Here is a 19465-nt window from a genome sequence, read left to right on the forward strand (position 1 = left end):
GCTGAAAAACGCAAACGCGGTCAAAGCGAACCCGTACTCCGCGCAGAGCGCGATCGACGCCGCCGCGCAGGCGGTCGCGGAAGCCGCGGAAGGCCTCGTTGAAGGCGGAGACGAGCCCGAGCCGATGAAGGGCGACTTCGATTTTGACGGCAAAATCACTGTTTCCGACGCGCTCGCCGCGCTGCGTATAGCCGCCAAACTCGCGGAAGAAACTCCCGAAGCTCTCCTGATCGGCGACACCGACGGCGACGGTGAAATCACGGTCGCCGACGCGCTGGCGATACTCCGCGTCGCCGCGAAGCTGGCTGATTCCCTCTGATAGACTAACATACGCAAAAACGGACGGCTCATGCCGTCCGTTTTTGTTTTATCTTTAGTTGTTATTCCCGTTCCTCCGCAATTTTCCGCTCGGTATCAGCGCGCATTTCCCTGCGCAGTTCCTTCAGGAATTCGCTGTCGCCGCAGCGGTCCTCCGCGTAGGTTTTGTTCAGCTCGTAGTCCTTCGGTATCCAGGTGGAGAGGTCGGAGAGATTGTGCTGTATAACGGCGTCGAAGCCGTCGATCGCCTTATACAAGCGCGCCTCCGGCGTCTTCATCTCGTTCATCTCCGCGTAAAGCGCCGTCAGCTCGCCGCGAAGCTCCGTCGGCAGCGTCTTAACCCAATCGGCAAGCAAACGTTCCTCCGTTTTTTCGTCGGCTTCCGTTTTATCAAAGCTGGGGATATCGCCGGTGAACGCTTCGCCGAGATCGTGGATGAGGCACATTTTTATTACCTTATCCGTATCTATGCCGGGGAATTCATCCTTTATGAAATACGCCGTCAGCGCGGCGGACCAGCTGTGCTCCGCAACGCTTTCGCGGCGCCCGCCGGCCGTATAACAATGGCGGGTAGCATCCTTCAGACGCAGCGCCGTTTGAAGCGCGTCAAGCAGTTCTCGCCCCTTCATAAGCTTCCTCCTTGTTCTGCTCCGTCACCTCGTCGCGAGTGACGTTGTTCAGCCATTTCATGGATCTGAACCGCCATATGACTATCGGGAATTTCAGCAGCTCGTCGCTGACAAGTATCAGGAACACCCACTTCACGTCCAGATTCCAGACGAACGCCGCCAGAAATCCGAGCGGCAGGCAGATGAACCAAAGCGTGCCGACGTCAAGCAGCAACCCCATCCGCGTATCTCCTCCGGCGCGGAAGACGCCGACTATACCGGTAGCGGAGACCGAGGCGAAGATTACGTAGACCGACATCGCAAGCAGCATGAATTTGAGATACTCCGCCGCGAGCTCGGAAAGGTTTCCCATAAGCCCGGGAATTACCGGACGCAGCCCGAACATAAGCGCGGCGCCGCATATTCCCGCAGCTAAGCTGAAACGCATAAGCTTGCGCGAATAGGTTTTCGCGCGCTCTACGCGGCCGGCGCCGATCTCCTTGCCGACTATGATCGCCGTGGCGTTGGCGATGCCAAAGACGACAACCATGGCGAGCTGGCGCACCGTCGTCGCGACCGACTGCGCGGCTATCGGCTCCTGCCCGAGATGCCCTATCACCGTTGCGGAAAGCGAGATCGCCGTGCCCCACAGCATTTCGTTCAGCACGACCGGCATGGAATAATGCAGGAAGTCCTTCGACAGCAGTTTATTGCGCTTGAATATATCCTTGAAACGCAGGCGCATCAAGCTTTTGCGGCTGCGCACGTAGATCAGCGTTATTACTATCTCGAGCGCGCGGGCGGAAACCGTAGCTATCGCAACTCCGGCGATCCCGATCCGCGGGAACCCGATCCACCCCTTTATGAAGCAGAGGTTCAGCCCGATATTCGTAAACAACGAAAGCAGATATACGACAGTGGAAATATTCACCTTTTCGATGGTGCGGAGAACGTTGAGGCAGATTATCGTTACCGCGGTTATCGGGTAGGAGCACGCCATTATCCGCAGATACGGAACGCCTTCGTCAATCACCGCGGGAACGTCGGTAAGCACGCTCATTACCGCGCGCGGAAAACAGAACGCAACGATAAAGAAGACCATGCTGACCGTTACCGCGAAGCGCACGGTCATTCCCATGACCTTCTCGACGGTGCGCACGTCGCGCTTGCCCCAATACTGCGCGGTGAGCACCGCCGCGCCGCTGGACATTCCGAAGAGTATCAGCGTCAAAATGAAGTAGACCTGCCCTGCCATAGACGCGGCCGAGAGCGAGGTTTCCCCTATCATCTGCAGCATGAACACGTCGGCGCCGTTGACGGCGACGTTGATGAGGTTCTGTATAGCAAGCGGCAGGACGAGCGACAGCACCGTCCTGCCGAAAGATTTTTCGTTGGTAATACTATCTTTCATTGTTCTTTTTATTTTATTACCACCCATGCGTTAGGCACTCTGCGTTCGCCCTCGCCGCTCGACGGTACGTTGAGAATCTCGCCGTCGAGTATCATCGAGGTAGAGGAGCCGCCGTCGAGATTCGCGGCGTTGACCGCGCCGTAAGCGGACATCAGATCCTGCACCTCCGGCATAGTGGCTCCGATACTGGAAGGCGGGTTTCTGCCCTCGATCACGAGCATGAGCACCACGCCGTCGGCACGCTGGCCGATCGCTGTTCTCGGAGCCATTCCCCAGCCGCCGTTGCCCTTTATCGTCGCGGGCTCGCCGTTTACTATCAGGAACGGGCGGAACTCGACCGCGTACTGAATATCCATAGCTTCGATCTCTTCGCGCTTGAACTCGCCGACGATGAGAACGCCGTTCTTATCAAAGCCGATAATGCCCTGCGTTTTCGCAATACCGCCGTGGATTACCTTGCCCTCGTGGATAACGAGGCCGACGACCGTTCCGCCGTTGCCGACGTAACCGGGATCGGCGAAGCCGCTGGCGTTTATCGCCGCGAACGCGCCGAGGCGCTTCGTCATTTCGCGGAGCCGTTCGCCCTTGACGCCGATTTCTTTGGCAACGCCGAGCTTGACCGATTTGGGATCGCGCACGAGCATCATCCAGCCCTTGAAGCTGCTGAATTTGAACTCCTCGACAATAACGCTGTCGTCAGCGTGGATTACCTCGGCTTCCTTTATCGTCGGTCTGGCGTTTTTGCCGGGCCATGAGGCGCTGCCGACTTTTATCATACCGATATCAGTCGTTTCTCCCGATTCAATGACCGTGTTCTCGCGCATTACCTCGTCGATCTGCTGCTCGTCATAGAGCATGGTAGCGATCCACTGGTGATTGAGCGTCGTCATAGCTGACGTGATTATATAATCGCGCACGTAAGAATACGGGCCGTAGAGCAGAAACGTCACCCCGCTGAAAAGTATTGACAGCGTCAGCGTTATAGAAAGCGCGAAGACGACAGTCTTTTTGAATTTCAGTTCCTTTTTATCCACTGATACGGTCCCTTTTTTGAAGATCAGTAGCCGACGCTGCCGTTAAGACTGTCATCGTTTGCTATCCACTCTTCCGTTTTTATGCAGGTGTACTTCGTTTTTGTGTTTCTGATAACTACGCGCTCGATGCCGGCGTTTATTATCAGACGCTTGCAGAGGGAGCACGGCGAGGCGTTCTCTACGTATTCGCCGTCGCTTTCGATGCCGACAAGGTACATGGTGGAGCCGATCATCGAGTCTCGGGAAGCCGAAATGATCGCGTTCATCTCGGCGTGAACGGAACGGCAGAGCTCATAACGCTCGCCTCTGGGGACATTCATCTCATCTCTGAGGCAGTGGCCGAGATCGCAGCAGTTCTTTCTGCCGCGGGGCGCTCCGGCATAGCCGGTGGAGATTATCTGGTCGAAGTTGACTATTATCGCGCCGTAGTTGCGGCGCAGGCAGGTGCCGCGCTTGGACACCGTTTCAGCTATATCGAGGTAGTAGTTGATTTTGTCAAGTCTTTCCATATTATCGCTCCCGTTATTTATTTATCTGCCTCGCTGCAGATTCGTTTCCCGCTCCGGCGAGCGGGAAACGAACTGTCTTTGATTATATTATTTGCACTTGCCGAGGCGCTCGCGCAGGCCGGCGAGCTCGTCGTAAAGCTCCTTCGGCATACGGTTGCCGACGCTGTCGATCTTCTTGTAGAACTCCTCGACGCCGTCAGCGTCCTGCAGCCACAGGTCCGCGTCGACGGAAAGCAGTCCTCTGATGGTCTCGACGTCTATGCCGTCAAGGCCTTCGGTCTCGATATCTTCGGGGTTCGGGAGGTAGCCGATGGCGGTCTCCTGAGCGCCGATCTTGTCTTCGCAGCGGGCGAGGATCCACATCAGCACGCGCATATTGTCGCCGAATCCGGGCCAGATGAAGTGGCCTTCATCGTCGGTGCGGAACCAGTTGACGTTGAAGATCTTGGGCGGGTTGGGGATCTTTTTGCCCATATCGAGCCAGTGAGCGAAATAGTCGCCCATATTGTAGCCGCAGAAGGGCAGCATCGCCATAGGATCGCGGCGGACGACGCCGACGGCGCCGGAAGCGGCCGCGGTCGTTTCGCTCGCCATGGCGGAGCCCATGTATACGCCGTGCTGCCAGTTTCTGGACTGGTACACCAGCGGAGCGGTCTTGGCGCGGCGTCCGCCGAAGATGATAGCGGAGATCGGCACGCCCTTCGGGTTATAGAACTCTTTGGACAGGCAGGGGCAGTTGACTGCCGGAGCGGTGAAGCGGCTGTTCGGATGAGCGCCCTTCTCCGTGGCGGTCTTGCCGTTCCAGGGGTTGCCCTTCCAGTCGACGGCGTTCTCGGGCGGGTTCTTGTCGAGGCCTTCCCACCAGACCGTGTTGTTGTCGAGGTTGTGGCAAACGTTGGTGAAAATCGTGCCCTTTCTCGTGGCGGCTAGGGCGTTGGGGTTGGTCTTTTCGCTCGTGCCGGGGGCGACGCCGAAGAAGCCGTTCTCGGGGTTGACCGCCCAGAGGCGTCCGTCTTCGCCGATGCGGAGCCAGGCGATGTCGTCGCCTACGCACCAGACCTTATAGCCCTTGGAGGCGTAGTATTCCGGCGGGATGAGCATGGCGAGGTTCGTCTTGCCGCAGGCGGAGGGGAAGGCGGCGGTGACGTATTTGACGTTGCCCTGCGGATCCTCGATGCCGAGGATGAGCATATGCTCGGCCATCCAGCCCTCGTCACGCGCGAGGACGGAGGCGATGCGGAGCGCGAAGCACTTCTTGCCCAGCAGGACGTTTCCGCCGTAGCCGCTGTTGACGGACATTATCGTGTTGTCTTCGGGAAGCTGGCAGATGTAGCGCTCTTCCTCGTTCATGTCGGCGCGGGAGTGCATTCCCTTGACGAAGTCGCCGTCGTCGCCGATGGACTCGAGGACGTCGGTGCCGACTCTCGTCATGATGCACATATTCAGCACGACGTAGATGGAATCGGTCAGCTCGATGCCGTTTTTGGCAAATTCGCTGCCGACGATGCCCATGGAATAAGGGATAACGTACATCGTTCTGCCCTTCATCGAGCCCTTGTAGAGCTTATACAGCTTATCGTAGGTCTCCTTGGGGGACATCCAGTTGTTGGTGGCGCCGGCCTCTTCGCGCTCGGTGGTGCAGATGAAGGTCCTGCCCTCGACGCGCGCGACGTCGTTGATCGCCGTGCGGTGCAGGTAGCAGCCGGGCAGCATTTCTTCGTTGAGCTTTTCCATCTCACCGGTCTTGCAGGCGGTGGCGCGCAGTTCCTCGATCTGGTCCTCGGATCCGTCGATCCAGACCACCTTGTCGGGAGCGTTGAGCTCGACCATTTCGTCGAGCCACGCCAAAAGCTTCTTGTTCTTCGTCATTTCAGACAACTCCTTTTTATGATAATTTTTTTATGACATTTTTTCGGCCATCTTCGTTCCGCCGAGGAGGTGGAAATGCAGATGGTGCACCGACTGGCAGGCGTCGTCGCCGCAGTTGGTTACGACGCGGAAGCCGTTGGTAAGACCTTCGGCGGCCGCGATTTCGGCGGCGGCGGCGAAGATATCGGCGGCCACGGCGGCGTTCTCGCCCGTCAGCTCGCTCGCGTCGGCGAGGTGCCGCTTCGGGACGATGAGAACGTGCGTAGGCGCCTGGGGATTTATGTCGCGGAAGGCGTAGACCTTGTCGTTTTCGTAGACTTTAGCCGAGGGGATCTCGCCGGCGATTATTTTGCAGAACAGGCAATCCATAATTCTCCTCCGTTTCATAATACTCCGCGGATGCGCGGAGGGTACTTGTATCAGTCGAGCACCGCTTTGAACGCCTCGTCGAGTTTGGAAACGTCGCGGATACCGGCCATTGCGCTGTCCGGTCTGCCGCCGCCTCCGCCGCCGCATATCGCGGCGAGCTTCTTGACTATGGCGCCGGCGTTCGCGCCCTTTTTGACGGCCTCGGAGCCGCAGACGACGGACATGACCGACTTGCCGCCGTTTTCGCCGACCAGAACGGCGACGATATCGGGGCATTTATCCTTCAGCGCGTCGCCGATGGTGCGGAGCGCGTCGGGCTCGATCTCGCCAAGCTTCTCGGTCAGCAGGCGGCAGCCGCCCTTTTCGCACGCCTTCGCAAGCAGGCCGTCGACGCCGGACGCGGCGGACTTCGCCTTCTCGGCGGCGAGCTCCTTGCTCAGGCGCTTGTTTTCCTCCACGACGGAGGCGAGCTTGCCGAGCAGCTCCTTCGCGCCGGACTTGAGTATCTCCTCCGCCTGCGCGATGATCGCTTCTTTTTCCTTCAGCAGCGCCAGCACGTTAAAGCCGGTCGCGGCCTCGATCCTTCTGACTCCGGCGGCGACGGCGGTTTCCGAAACGATGCGGAAGGAGCCGACCTCGGAGGTGTTGGCGACGTGCGTGCCGCCGCAGAACTCCTTGGAGAAGTCGCCCATCGCGACGACGCGGACGGAGTCTCCGTATTTCTCGTCGAAGAGAGCGATCGCGCCGCTCTGCTTCGCCTGTTCGATGCTCATTACCTCGGTATTGACCGGCAGAGCTTTGCCGATCTCGGCGTTCACCATCGCCTCGACCCGCTCGATCTGTTCGGGAGTCAGGGCGCGGTTGTGGGTGAAGTCGAAGCGCATGCGGTGCTCGTCGACGTAGCTGCCCGCCTGGGAAATGTGGTCGCCCAGAACGGCGCGGAGCGCGGCCTGGAGCAGATGCGCGGAGGAGTGGTTGCGGCGGATCGCGTCGCGGCGGTCTTTATCCACCGTCGCGGTGACCTTGTCGCCGACGGCGATGCCGTTCGCGCTCTCCGCGAAGTGCAGGAAGCCGCCGTTGGGAGTCTTGCGGCAGTCGGTCACCTTTACGGAGCCGTTCGCACCGGTGATGACGCCGGTGTCGCCGACCTGTCCGCCGCTCTCGGCGTAGAAAGGCGTGCGGTCGAGGACGATTATCGCGCCCTTTTCCTGTTCGCGCACGGCGACGACGGTCGCTTCCGCCTCGGTGGTTTCGTAGCCGAGGAACTCGGTCGCGGCCGCGGCGGAATCGGCGGAGCCGCCCGCTTCCCAGGAGTTCGCCTTGTCGCTGCTTCTGGCGGCGCGGGCGCGTTCCTTCTGCTCCTTCATCAGCGCGTCGAAGCCGTCGGTATCGACGGTCATTCCGCGCTCGGCGAGGATGTCGACCGTCAGGTCGAGCGGGAATCCGTAGGTATCGTAAAGCTTAAACGCGTCGGCGCCGGAAATGACGCCGTTCTCGGCGGTAAGTCCGTCGAGCAGTTCAAGACCCTTGTCTATCGTTTCCGCGAAGCGTTCCTCTTCGGACTTGATCACGTCCTTGATGTACTCGTTCTTCGCGATGAGCACGGGGTAGGCGCCGCCGCTCTCGTGCGCGACGGTGTCGCAGATCTTGTAAAGGAAGGGCTCGTTGATGCCCAGCAGCTTGCCGTGTCTGGCGGCGCGGCGGAGCAGGCGGCGGAGGACGTATCCCCTGCCCTCGTTGGAGAGCGTTACGCCGTCGGCGAGCATGAAGACGGTGCTCCTGATGTGGTCGGTGATGACGCGGAGCGAGACGTCAGACTTCTCGTTATCGTGATACTTCACGCCGGCGATCTCGGAGACCTTCGCCATGATGTTCTTTATCGTGTCGACCTCGAAAAGATTATCGACTCCCTGCATGATGCAGGCGATACGCTCGAGGCCCATTCCGGTATCGATGTTCTTCGATTTCAGCTCGGCGTAGTGGCCGGCGCCGTCGGAATCGAACTGAGTGAAGACGAGGTTCCAGAACTCGACGTAGCGGTCGCAGTCGCAGCCGACGTGACAGTCCGGCTTGCCGCAGCCTTTCTCGGGTCCGCGGTCGAAGTATATCTCGGAGCAGGGGCCGCAGGGGCCTTTGCCGTGCTCCCAGAAGTTATCCTCTCTGCCGAGGCGCACCATATGGTCGGGCGCGACGCCCACCTGCTGAGTCCAGATGTCATAGGCCTCGTCGTCGCTCTCGAAAACGCTGACGTAGAGCTTGTCCACCGGCAGCTCCAGCACCTTGGTGCAGAACTCCCACGCCCATGCGGTCGCCTCCTTCTTGAAGTAGTCGCCGAAGGAGAAGTTGCCCAGCATCTCGAAGAAGGTGCCGTGGCGGCTCGTCTTGCCGACGCGCTCGATATCGGGCGTGCGGATGCACTTCTGGCATGAGCAGGCGCGGTTGCCCGGCAGCTTCGCCTCGCCGGTGAAATATTTCTTCAAGGGCGCCATTCCGGCGTTTGTAAGAAGCAGCGACGGGTCGTCCTTCGGGATAAGACTCGCGCTCTCCAACCGGGTGTGCCCTTTACTCTCGAAAAAGCTCAGATACTGTTCTCTCAGAACGTTCAAAGATGTCCAGTTCAAGCAAATTCCTCCAATTTTCTGCCATTATATATTGATGATAATATTTTACCGCTTTTGCCCTGTAAAGTCAAGATGCAATATGCCGAAAACTTTGTGAAAACGACGGGGTTTATTGTGTCATTTTGCAAGCATCTCGAATGCAAAAAAACAGCCCCGCCAGCAGATTTACTGACGGGGCTGCCTGTTATCTTGCTTTTCGCCGGAGATCCTTCGCAGCGGGCCCGGCTCACAAACGCGAGCTTTTATCCGAGCGAGCTTTCGTCAGCGAGCTTCGCAGCGACGCGGAGGATCGCGAGCGCGTCGTCGACTTCGATCTTGCCGTTGCCGTCGATGTCGCAGGCCGCAAGAAGCTCTTCAGTGGGCTCGGCAAGCTTCGCCGCAACGCGGAGCGCGGCAAGCGCGTCGTCGACTTCGATCTTGCCGTTGCCGGTCGGGTCGCCCTTCTTGACCTGAGGCGGAGGCGGCGTCGTGTCTTTGATAGTGAAGCGAACGGACGTCGTCTTGGTGCCGTTGACTACCTGCAGCAGATAGCTGCCAGGCGCGGAAACCTCGGTTCCCTTCTCGATGGCTTCGCCGTTCAGAGTCGCTTCACCGACGTCCCAGTTGATCGTGACGGGCGCGTCATACTCCGTGCCGTCTTTCACTCCAGTAACGACAGGCAGCGCGTCGGCCGCTTCACCGCCGGTGATGGTGAAGTTGACCTCGGTCTGCTTGTCACCGTTTTTGATAACAAGCTTATAGTCATCATTCTTTGTAATCGGAGTGCCTGCAATATAGCGCTTGCCGTTCAGGGTCGCGGTGCCGGTATCCCACCTCGGAACGAAGGATTCGCCGGCAACGTCGATGCTCTGACCATCTGTAACGTTTTTGATAACCGGAGTGGAATTGGTCGCGCTTACCTGATCGGTGTAAGCGGAAACGCAGGTCATATAAACCTCAAGGTCCTTCGGTATCTCACCGTCAACACGAACGATCCAGAAGCGGATCTCGGCAAGATTGATGTCCTCGCCCTTGGTCCAGTCGTCATAGAAGTCGAAACAATCCCACGGGATATAGAGCCAACCGCTGCCGGACGCCGGGAACGGAATGTTGATAGCGTGCCTTTCAAACAGCGGACCTTCGGTGCAGTTGGAAACGCCGAAGCGGAAGAACGCTTTCTGCGCCAGATTCACGTCGTTGACGCCGACCCAGACGCGGATACCGGCGGATCCGGAAAGATCGCCGATCGCGCCGCCGATGGTGTTGCCGTCTTCGGTCTTCTTAACGTCGGGGGTGATCGAGTTGCTGTAGCGGTCAAAAAGCTTAAACTGAAGAGCCCCGTGCTGATCGGTCGGCTTGGAAGAAAGATCCGCGCTCTTTGGCTTCATCTTCAGCGCCTTAGCGGGAAGATCCAATCCGGGAACACTGTCGACAAGGTCATAGCTTACGTCATCTTTGCGGTGGCCGTTCGCCCTGTTCATATCTCTGGGACTCGAGAAGTCTTCGATGCTGAAGAGCTTGACCGTAACGGCCTTGCCGTTGACGTCTGTCGCCTCAGTCGGCGTGACAGTACCGCCGTGAGTTATCGGAACAAGGCCCGCAACGGCGGTGTTAATGCGGTTTGTAAAATCAACACACGCGGTAGTGTTCATTTCATCGTTGATATATTCGCTGACATAATCGAGCTCCGCCTTCAGATCGGCATAGCTCCTGCCGGTGTAGTTACCGTGCCAATAGGTCAGCGCGTTGTAATACGCCGCCTCGAGCGCATCCAACTCATCCTGAGTCGGAGTTACGCCTCTCGGAGTGAGCCAGTTGATGGAGTCATTTATATGGGCGGTCGCCTTATCAACGTCCTGCTGAGTGACGGCATAGGTCTCGTGCAGAGCACGTGCGGTGTCTATCGCCTCAAACACACGCTGCCAGGAACGGACAGACCAATCATCCTTATTCAGCGTCGCCATATACGCCTGCGCATCGACGATCTGCTTATCCATCGCGTCAAAGGACGCGCTGTTTATGCTCCACTCAAATGCGTGCAGATCGGAAAGATAATATTCCTTCTGAGCGCATCCCTCGATGCTTATGGAAATATAATCGAGACTGTTCAGATAATCAAATATTTCGGCGTCGCCTTCATAGTCATAGAACGCACTCCATGCAACGCCGACGTAGCCCTCATCTTCCGGGAGCTGAACAGCCGCGGAATCGCACTCGAAATAAACACCCTCAGTGCTGCTTCCGACTCCGATTATCATATCGGTGGGCGCGGGAGTGTAACTCTCGCCGTATTTTATCCAGAAGCGGAGTCCGGCGGACTCGTCGAGGTTATCGGCTCCGAATACGTTCTTGACCGCCTCGATCTCGTCATCGTCGTTCAGCTTAGCGGTGATGAATTTGCTCCAGCCGTATGACGGATCACCGTCGAATGCGCCGCCCATGACATACAAGCTCTGGGTGGCGGCGCCTTCGGGAACGAATTCGTCGGTCACCATCGCGGCGTCAAACGCCATGCCGCCGTCGCTGATCGCTTCGAGGTCTTCGTCGGTCAGTACTTCAAAACCGTTGATCGCGACCGTCTCGCTCTTGACCATAAACATCGGCTCGAGGGCCTTGAGAGACGCCTTCAGTCTGTCAACTATACTGTCGATCTCTTCCTGAGAATAATGCTCGCCCGGAGCGGGATCATTCATCACTTCGTAGGCCTCGAGATACACCGTGGTAGCGGCCTCATAACTCTCTTCGGTGAATGCCTCGGGGTTGAGGGCGTCATATTCAGACATGACCTCGTCAAGCTCGTCGGTGTGAACGCGGGAATCGCGGAACATCCTGATATCGCCGATGGATATTCTGTCGCCGACGGATGTGCTGGATATTCCGAAGGAAAAACCGCTGATCTGCGCTATTTTGGATTTCGGAACAGGCCAGTAGTTGGGCTGTCCGCCGTTGTAGATATCGCCTTGACGCTCGATACCCTCATCATCCGTGCTCCACCAGTCAGACTGATAAAAATCGGTTTTGAATTCAAAATGAACGTATCCGTTCGCATCGGGATGCAAGCCGCGGGAAGCATACTGAAAGCCGATGCCGTATTCCTGCAGCTCCTCCGGAGTATGATCGCCGTTATCGTTATCGAATCCGCCGTTAAAATACGGACCGGTGCAGGGCACCTGTCTGATCCTGACGCTGACTTCTCCGGTGTACGGCTCGCCGTTGATACCGACCCAGAATACCAGACCGTCCTGTCCCTTGAAGGACTCGTCGCCCATAACGGTCTTGCCGTTGATGGTATCCATAGCCGCCCAGGTCGTATCGGTAAAGTCTTTGGGATTCGGCTCATCCTTATGGTTCTGCACCAGCATGTTGCGGCCGTATCCGCCGTAGATCTCGGCGCTGCCCCAACTGTTGGAGCCGGTACGCGTCCACGTAACGACCGGGCCTACGCCTTCGATCGTTTCATTAACGCCGGCGCTGACATACGGATTCTGCAGCAGCGCGAGTTCCTCATTGGTGTATATTGAGAAACCGGGGATGGGCGTGTAGATAAGATAATCATAAAACGCCCCCGCGCTGATGAACCCGCTGAAGATCGCCGACACGCCAAAGGCGGTCAAAGCGAACAACATAGCGAGTAATGCGGATAAGAATTTCTTCATCTTTTTTGCTCCTTTCGGAATTCTATTGAGTCTCTGCCGATCCTGTTTATCGACCTTAAATACTCACAAAAATAATAATATCATCCATTTGTCAAAAAATCAAGCAAAATCTTCAATCAATCAAGCATAAATTGCGCAGAAATGCGGTTTGGCGGAATATCGGCGACGCGAAATACCCTCTGAAAATATCACTCTGTCGTAATCGCCCGCGCTGAAACCGCATAAAAAGAAAGGGCGGCTGTTCGCCGCCCTTCCGGATGTGTGATATTCGCTTTTGCTTCGCTTTTATCCGAGCGAGCTTTCGTCAGCGAGCTTCGCAGCAACGCGGAGGATCGCGAGCGCGTCGTCGACCTCGATCCTGCCGTTGCCGTCGATGTCGCAGGCCGCAAGAAGCTCTTCCGTGGGCTCGGCAAGCTTCGCCGCAACACGGAGCGCGGCAAGCGCGTCGTCGACTTCGATCTTGCCGTTGCCGGTCGGGTCGCCCTTCTTGACCTGAGGCGGAGGCGGCGTCGTGTCTTTGATAGTGAAGCGGACGGACGTCGTCTTGGTGCCGTTGATGACCTGCAGCATATAATTGCCCGGCTCGGAAATCTCGGTCCCTTTCTCGATGGCTTCGCCGTTCAGTGTCGCTTCGCCGACGTCCCAGTTGATCGTGACGGGCTCGTCGTATTCGCCGCCTTCGGCGACGCCGGTAACCACGGGCAGCGCGTCGGCCGCTTCGCCGCCGGTGACGGTAAAGTTCACCTCGGTCTGCTTGTCGCCGTTGGTGACAACCAGCTTATAGCTGTCGTTCTTGGTTATCGGAGCGCCGGCAATATAGCGCTTGCCGTTCAGCGTCGCGGTACCGACATTCCACTTCGGAGCGACGGACCCGCCGGCAACGTCGACGGTCTCGCCTTCGGTCACGCCGGTGATAGCGGGTGTAACGTTGGTGGAATTGACCGGGTCGGTGTAAGCGGAAACGCAGGTGGTATAAACCTCAAGTCCCTGCGGAACTTCACCGTCGACGCGGATGATAATGAAGCGGATCTCTGTGAGGTTGGTTTCCTTGCCGCCGGTCCACTCGTCATAGTAATCGAAGCATTCCCACGGAATATAGATCCATCCGCTGCCGGACGCCGGGAACGGAATATTTACGGCGTGATTCTCAAACATCGGGCCTTCCTCAATGTTGGAAACGCCGAAACGGAAGAATGCATCTTTGGCCTTGACGGGATCGTTGACGCCTACCCAGATGCGAATACCGGCGGATCCTCTCAGATCGCCTATCGACCCGCCGATGTGGTTGCCGTCCTCTGTAATAACTTCGGGATGGATCGCGTGGCATATCTTATCCGCAAGTTTAAACTGGAGAGCGCCGTGCTCGTCAGTATGCTTGGAAGAGAGGTCAATCGTCGCGGTCATCTTCAGCGCTTTGGCGGGCAGCTCCAGACCGGGCGCACTGTTGACAAGATCGTAGTTTACGTTCGGTCTGCGGTGGCCGTTCGCCCTGTTCATATCTCTGGGACTCGAGAAGTCTTCGATGCTGAACAGCTTGACAGTCACCGGGTTGCCGTTCAAGTCGGTCGCTTGAGTAGGTGCAACAGTGCCGCTGTGGGTTATCGGAACGAGTCCCGCGACCGCAGTATTCAGTTTGTTTGTCATTTCCTTGCAAGCAACGGAACTGAGCTCATCATCGATATATTCGGAAACGTCGTCGATCTCCGCCTTCAGCTCCACGTAGCTTCTGCCGGTATAGTTGCCGCGCCAGTAGGTACGCGCGTTATAATACGCAGCTTCAAGAGCGTCTATCTCCTCCTGAGTAGGAGTATCTCCTCTCAGCGTCAGCCAGTTGAGGCAGCGGTTTATATGATCCGTCGCCTTGTCGACATCCTGCTGCGTGACGGCATAGATTTCGTGAAGCGCACGTGCGGATTCGATCGCCTGCTCTACGCGCTGCCAGGAACGCACGGACCAGTCGTCTTTATTCAAAGTCGCCAGATAGTTCTGCGCATCGATGATCTTATTATCCATCGCTTCAAAGGATGCGTTGTTTATATCCCATTCAAAAGCGTGCAGGTCGGAGAGGTAGAATTCCTTCTGATAGCATCCCTCGATGGCGATCGTGATGTAGTCAAGGGAGCCAAGATGATCGAATATCTCTTCATCTCCCTCAACATCGTAGAAGGTGTTCCACGCAACGCCTACGTATCCCTCGTCTTCCGGGAGCTGAGCGGCTGCGGAATCACACTCGAAGTACAATCCCTCGGTGCTGCTGCCGACGCCGACTATCATATCGGTGGGCGCCGGAGTGTAACTCTTTCCGTATTTTATCCAGAAACGGAGTCCGGCGGATTCGTCGAGGTTGTCCGCGCCGAAGACGTTGTTGACCGCTTCTATCTCGTCATCGTCATTAAGACGCGCGGTGGCGAATCTGCTCCAGCCGTAAGACGGGTCGCCGTCGAACGCTCCGCCGATAACGTAAACGCTCTGAGTGGCGCTGCCCTCCGGCACGAATTCGTCCGTCAGCATAGCGGCGTCATATCCCGCGCCGCCGTCGCTTATCGCTTCAATGTCTTCGTCGGTCAGTATCTCAAAACCGTTGATAACGACCGTCTCGCTCTTCACCTTGAACATCGGCTGAATGGCCATAAGCGCTGTCTTCAGTTTTTTGGCGATATTATTGATCTGCTTCTGAGAATAGTGCTCTCCGATATTATCGTCGCTCATCACCTCATACGCTTCGAGGTATGCCGATGTAACCGCTTCATAGCTCGACTCGGTGTACGCCTCGGGATCAAGCGAGTCATACATCGTCATAAGCTCATCCAGTTCATCGGTGTGTATACGGGTATCGATATACATTTTCATATCGCCGATAGAAGCTTTCTGTCCAACGCCTACGTTATGGAACGTAATACCCATACCGGAAATCAACGGTCTGATCTTCTCGGGAAGAGCTTGATATGGCGTATTGTTTTCTCCGTACTTTTTCCACAAGTTTTCGCCGTAGTCATCGGTGCTCCACCAATCGGCCTGATGAAAATCGGTTCTGAAATCAAAGTGAACGTATCCGTCCGCATCCGGTCTCTTATGCACGCTGGAATAACGGAAACCGATGCCTTCGGGTTCGGCAAGCTCTTCTGCGGTGTGGTCGCCGATATCATCATCAAGCGTCATTGTGAAATAGGGCCCCCTGGACGGGTACTGCATAAGCACGATACCTATCTCACTGGTAAACGGCTGACCATCGATGCCTGCCCAGAAAGAGATACCGTCCTGATCAGCAAAGCGTTCCGCCAACTCGGCATATCCTTCCGAGTTCATGTCACCGAGGAAGGTCTTGTTGCCGACCGTGTCGATCGCCGCCCACGTCATATCGGTAAAATCCTTGTGCTCAGTATTGCTCGATGCTTTCATATTTCGCGCTCTTCCGTGGTAAACAGTCATCCACCCGCTGCTTTTGGTTACTTCATAAGTGACAACGGGACCGACGCCTTCGATCGTTTCGTTGTAGCCGGCTTTCGAGTACGTGTTCGTCATCAGCGCCAACTCCGCGTCGGTAAAGATGGAATAGCCGGGCAGACTTTCGTATCTGTAGTATTCGTATTCAACCGCGCCGGCTCCGATGAAGCCGCTGAAAACCGTTACCGCGCCGAACGCGGTCAGCGTGAAAACGGTCGCAAGCAGCATTGACAGGAACTTTTTCATAGTGTTTCTCCTCTCATTGATTTGAGTATAAACTCACGAATATTATATTATCACACACCCCGCAAAAAATCAATAGAAAACAGCTTATAATAACGCAAAAAAGGACGCCGGAAAACCGGTGTCCTTTTTTGTTTGGTGGACGCTAAGGGACTTGAACCCCTGACCCCCTGCACGTCAAGCAGGTGCTCTTCCAGCTGAGCTAAGCGTCCGACAGCAAGTAAGATTATACCGCCGCAGCGCGCAGATGTCAAGAGTAAATTTTATTTTTTTCAAAAAGGTTGTCTTATCGTCCGTTCAACGCCGAGTTTGCGACCGCCGCGACGGCGGCTCCGACGTCCGCGACGACGGCGAGCCAGAGCGGCGCGTAGCCGAGCGCGCTCGCGACGAGCACCGCCGCCTTGACTATGAGCGAGAACCAGATATTCTCCTTCGCGACGACGACCGCCTTTTTGGAAACAGATATAGCGTCCGCGATGCGGGAGGGACTGTCGCCCATCAGCACGACGTCCGCTGCTTCTATCGCTGCGTCGCTGCCGAGCGCGCCCATGGCGACGCCGACATCCGCCACGGCGATCGCGGGAGCGTCGTTTATGCCGTCGCCCGCGAAGGCGGTGACGGCGCGCGCCTTCTCCTCTTCGAGCAGGGTGCACTTATCCGCGGGGAGAAGCTCGCCGACGCCTTCGTCCGCGCCGATGCGCTCAGCCGCCGCGCGCGCCGCTTCGGAAGCGTCGCCGCTGAAGACCGCGACGCGGCCGATTCCGGCCTTGCGAAGGCGGCGCACGGCCTCCTCCGCGTCCGGCTTCAGCTCGTCGCGCAGGGTAAGGTAACCGCGGAACGCGCCGCCGACGGCGACGTAGACGGCGGTGACTCCGCCAGCGTCGGGCAGTCCGGAAATGCCGTTCTCCGCCAGAAAGCGCCGGCTGCCGACGAGCACTTCGGCTCCGTCGACGCGGGCGCGGACCCCGCGTCCGCCCGTCTCGGCGAAAACTTCGCCGGAGGCGCCGACCGGCTCGCCGTACCTTTTCTTTATCGCTTCGGCGATCGGGTGCTTCGACGAATACTCCGCCGAAGCCGCGTATTTCAAAAGCTCCTTTTCGCTTATCCCTTCGGGGACGACGGAATCGACCTCGAGATTGCCGTCGGTGACGGTGCCGGTCTTGTCGAAGACGACGGTGCCGACTTTCGCAAGGCGCTCCATCGAGGCGCCTCCCTTTATGAGCACGCCCGATTTTGTCGCGCGTCCGCAGGCGGAAAAGAACGCAAGCGGCACCGAAAGCACCAGCGCGCAGGGGCAGCATACGACGAGGAAGCCGAGAGCGTTTCTGACGCACTCCTCCCACGCGGGCTCAAATCCGCACGCCTGGAGTATAAGCGGCACCGCGACGGCGTAGATCACCGCCGCGCCGACGACGCAGGGGGTGTATATCGCCGCGAACTTCGTGATGAACTTCTCCGTTTTCGCCTTGCGTTCGGCGGCGTGCTCGGTCAGCTTTATCATGTTCGCGACTGTGCTGTCCTCGTAGTCCGCGGTCACGCGGATACGCAGCGCCCCGTCGAGGCAGAGGCAGCCGGCGAAGACCTCTGTTCCCGCCTCCGCGAAGCGCGGCGCGGATTCGCCCGTCACCGCCGCCGTGTCGATCGAAGCGGAGCCGGAAACGACGACTCCGTCAAGCGGGAGCTTCTCGCCCGGGCGGACGGCGACGATATCGCCGACCTTGACTTCCGACGGGCTGACCGTCCTCTCGCCGTCCTCCGTGACGAGCGACGCGGTCTCCGGACACACCTTCATCAGCGCGGCGACCGAGTCGCGCGCGTTATCCGACGCCATGTCGTTGAAGGTCTCGCCGACGCGGTAGAATATCAGCACCGCCGCGCCCTCGACGTAGCTGCCGATGCAGAACGCGCCTATCGCGGCTATGCTCATCAGCGTTTCTTCGCTGAACGGCTTGCCCTTGAGAAGCTTTTTCAGCGCGGTCAGGAAGACCTCGCCGCCCGCGAGCAGGTAGAGCAGCCCGTAGCCGACGGCGCACATCCACGGCTCGAGCTCGAGATGCTCCGCGGCGAAAAGCCCCGCGGTCAGCAGCAGGCAGAAGCCGAGGAACAGGAATTCTTTTTTATGTTCGGGATAGAGTTTCATTTGATTCGCCTTCTTCGGAAGATGGATATGTGAAGGTTTTACGCCGGGCGGCAAACGCCGCTTCGCCTACTCGTTCACGTGCTCGAAGCCCTGCGCGAGGATGGTGCTGACGTGGGAGTCGGCGAGGGAGTAGTAGAGGTGCTTGCCCTCGCGGCGGTATTTGACGAGGCCGCTCTGCTTGAGCAGACGGAGCTGGTGGGAGATCGCGGAAACGGTCATCCCGAGCAGGTCGGAAAGCTCGCAGACGCAGCGTTCTTTTTCGTAAAGCACCGTCATTATCCCGACGCGCGTCGGGTCGCCGAAAAGCCGGAACAGCTCCGCGACGGAAAAGATCTTCGCCGCGTCGCGGAACGCCTCCTCCGCTTCGATCACGCGGTCTACGCGCGCGGTTTCGGCGGTATTTGCAGTTTCGGCGGCGGCAGCGGTATTTGCAGTTTCGGCAGCGTTATTGTTGATTCTTTCTTCCATATTTGCTCCACCCTTTCGTTATGTAAAGGAACGCGTGATTTTCTCGCTAACAGTTGAACAACTGTTCAACTGTTATTATTATATTCCCCCGTTTTGAAAAAGTCAATATGCAATCTCGAAAAAGTTCTGATTTATCTCAAAAAACACCTTTAGTCAACTTTTTCAAAAAAACACTTGCATTTCAAAATAAATGATGATATAATAGTCCCCGACTTTGAATGATTCCTACTATGAGGAGGGAAAACTTTGGCTAACATTAAGTCCGCAAAGAAGCGCGTTCTCGTCGCCGAGAAGAAGAATATGCAGAACAAGATGATCAAGTCTCAGCTGAAGACCGACATCAAGAAGTTCAACGCCGCCGCCGAGTCCGGCGACAAGGCCGCCACCGACGCCGCCATGCGCAAGACCGTCAAGGCGATCGACCAGGCCGCCGCGAAGGGTATTCTCCACAAGAACACCGCCGCGAACAAAAAGTCCGCCATCATGAAGCGCGCGAACGAGAATAAGTAAAAACGGTTTTTTCCGTATAGCAAAAGCACGTCTCGCGGCGTGCTTTTTGTTGTGTCCGTATATTCCGCAGGTATGCAAAAAGGACGCTCATTGAGCGTCCTTTTTCATTGCGTTTATTTGCATTAGATATCAAGCAGCATATCGCCCTGCTTTATCCAGCCGAGCTTGCGCATGATTTCCGAGAAGAGCAGCGAAAGCGCCGCCGGTGCGACGACGAGTATCGCCGCGATTATCAGCAGCGACGACCAGACGGGCTGACCCGCGTTCGCCATCTCGGTATAGGTCA

13 protein-coding genes and 1 tRNA gene are annotated in these 19465 nt (G+C 57.4%); 2 read left to right on the forward strand and 12 right to left on the reverse strand.

Annotated features, from left to right (window positions below; genetic code table 11):
* A partial coding sequence (locus tag IJL83_05650) for a dockerin type I repeat-containing protein (GenBank protein ID MBQ6553081.1) occupies positions 1-319 on the forward strand: 319 nt, incomplete at its 5' end.
* Positions 320-380: 61 nt separating this feature from the next.
* Here the strand turns inward: IJL83_05650 and IJL83_05655 are convergent.
* From IJL83_05655 to IJL83_05710, 12 genes are all read right to left on the reverse strand, one after another.
* A complete protein-coding gene (locus IJL83_05655) occupies positions 381-947 on the reverse strand; it encodes an HD domain-containing protein (GenBank protein ID MBQ6553082.1) in 567 nt (188 codons plus the stop codon).
* Positions 925-2337 carry an MATE family efflux transporter gene (locus IJL83_05660; protein MBQ6553083.1) on the reverse strand — a complete coding sequence of 471 codons (1413 nt, stop codon included), beginning with the start codon at positions 2335-2337 and terminating at the stop codon, positions 925-927. Before IJL83_05660 ends, IJL83_05655 begins: the two co-directional genes overlap by 23 nt.
* An 8-nt stretch (positions 2338-2345) precedes the next feature.
* Positions 2346-3371 carry a phosphodiester glycosidase family protein gene (locus tag IJL83_05665; GenBank protein ID MBQ6553084.1) on the reverse strand — a complete coding sequence of 342 codons (1026 nt, stop codon included), beginning with the start codon at positions 3369-3371 and terminating at the stop codon, positions 2346-2348.
* A gap of 23 nt (positions 3372-3394) precedes the next feature.
* Complete coding sequence (locus tag IJL83_05670; GenBank protein ID MBQ6553085.1) at positions 3395-3880, reverse strand: cytidine/deoxycytidylate deaminase family protein; 486 nt, start codon at positions 3878-3880, stop codon at positions 3395-3397.
* A gap of 87 nt (positions 3881-3967) precedes the next feature.
* Entirely contained in the window at positions 3968-5749 is a 1782-nt protein-coding gene (locus IJL83_05675; GenBank protein MBQ6553086.1) for a phosphoenolpyruvate carboxykinase (GTP), read from the reverse strand.
* 30 nt (positions 5750-5779) lie between these two features.
* A complete protein-coding gene (locus IJL83_05680; GenBank protein ID MBQ6553087.1) occupies positions 5780-6118 on the reverse strand; it encodes a histidine triad nucleotide-binding protein in 339 nt (112 codons plus the stop codon).
* Positions 6119-6168: 50 nt separating this feature from the next.
* The gene (alaS, locus tag IJL83_05685; protein MBQ6553088.1) at positions 6169-8739 is read right to left on the reverse strand and encodes an alanine--tRNA ligase; all 2571 of its coding nucleotides are present in this window, start codon (positions 8737-8739) and stop codon (positions 6169-6171) included.
* 242 nt (positions 8740-8981) lie between these two features.
* Entirely contained in the window at positions 8982-12374 is a 3393-nt protein-coding gene (locus IJL83_05690; GenBank protein MBQ6553089.1) for a dockerin type I repeat-containing protein, read from the reverse strand.
* 285 nt (positions 12375-12659) lie between these two features.
* Entirely contained in the window at positions 12660-16064 is a 3405-nt protein-coding gene (locus IJL83_05695) for a dockerin type I repeat-containing protein (GenBank protein MBQ6553090.1), read from the reverse strand.
* 133 nt (positions 16065-16197) lie between these two features.
* Positions 16198-16273 (reverse strand) — tRNA-Val (locus tag IJL83_05700).
* Positions 16274-16347: 74 nt separating this feature from the next.
* On the reverse strand, positions 16348-18201 hold the full coding sequence (gene cadA, locus IJL83_05705) for a cadmium-translocating P-type ATPase (protein ID MBQ6553091.1): 1854 nt from the start codon (positions 18199-18201) through the stop codon (positions 16348-16350).
* A gap of 66 nt (positions 18202-18267) precedes the next feature.
* Positions 18268-18669, reverse strand: coding sequence for a helix-turn-helix transcriptional regulator (locus IJL83_05710; protein ID MBQ6553092.1), 402 nt, complete (start codon positions 18667-18669; stop codon positions 18268-18270).
* A 246-nt stretch (positions 18670-18915) separates the two neighbouring features.
* Here IJL83_05710 and rpsT point away from each other — a divergent pair, with 246 nt between their 5' ends.
* Positions 18916-19179, forward strand: coding sequence for a 30S ribosomal protein S20 (rpsT, locus tag IJL83_05715; GenBank protein MBQ6553093.1), 264 nt, complete (start codon positions 18916-18918; stop codon positions 19177-19179).
* Positions 19180-19465 lie beyond the last annotated feature (286 nt).

It is taken from the genome of Clostridia bacterium, assembly GCA_017438525.1.
GTDB lineage: Bacteria > Bacillota > Clostridia > Oscillospirales > RGIG8002 > RGIG8002.

What these genes read in the sequence shown, in the direction of transcription:
- IJL83_05710 (MBQ6553092.1), bottom strand. Translation starts at nt 18,669, where the DNA reads ATGGAAGAAAGAATCAACAATAACGCTGCCGAAACTGCAAATACCGCT.
- IJL83_05680 (MBQ6553087.1), bottom strand. Translation starts at nt 6,118, where the DNA reads ATGGATTGCCTGTTCTGCAAAATAATCGCCGGCGAGATCCCCTCGGCT.
- IJL83_05675 (MBQ6553086.1), bottom strand. Translation starts at nt 5,749, where the DNA reads ATGACGAAGAACAAGAAGCTTTTGGCGTGGCTCGACGAAATGGTCGAG.
- IJL83_05660 (MBQ6553083.1), bottom strand. Translation starts at nt 2,337, where the DNA reads ATGAAAGATAGTATTACCAACGAAAAATCTTTCGGCAGGACGGTGCTG.
- cadA (MBQ6553091.1), bottom strand. Translation starts at nt 18,201, where the DNA reads ATGAAACTCTATCCCGAACATAAAAAAGAATTCCTGTTCCTCGGCTTC.
- IJL83_05670 (MBQ6553085.1), bottom strand. Translation starts at nt 3,880, where the DNA reads ATGGAAAGACTTGACAAAATCAACTACTACCTCGATATAGCTGAAACG.
- IJL83_05690 (MBQ6553089.1), bottom strand. Translation starts at nt 12,374, where the DNA reads ATGAAGAAATTCTTATCCGCATTACTCGCTATGTTGTTCGCTTTGACC.
- IJL83_05695 (MBQ6553090.1), bottom strand. Translation starts at nt 16,064, where the DNA reads ATGAAAAAGTTCCTGTCAATGCTGCTTGCGACCGTTTTCACGCTGACC.
- IJL83_05655 (MBQ6553082.1), bottom strand. Translation starts at nt 947, where the DNA reads ATGAAGGGGCGAGAACTGCTTGACGCGCTTCAAACGGCGCTGCGTCTG.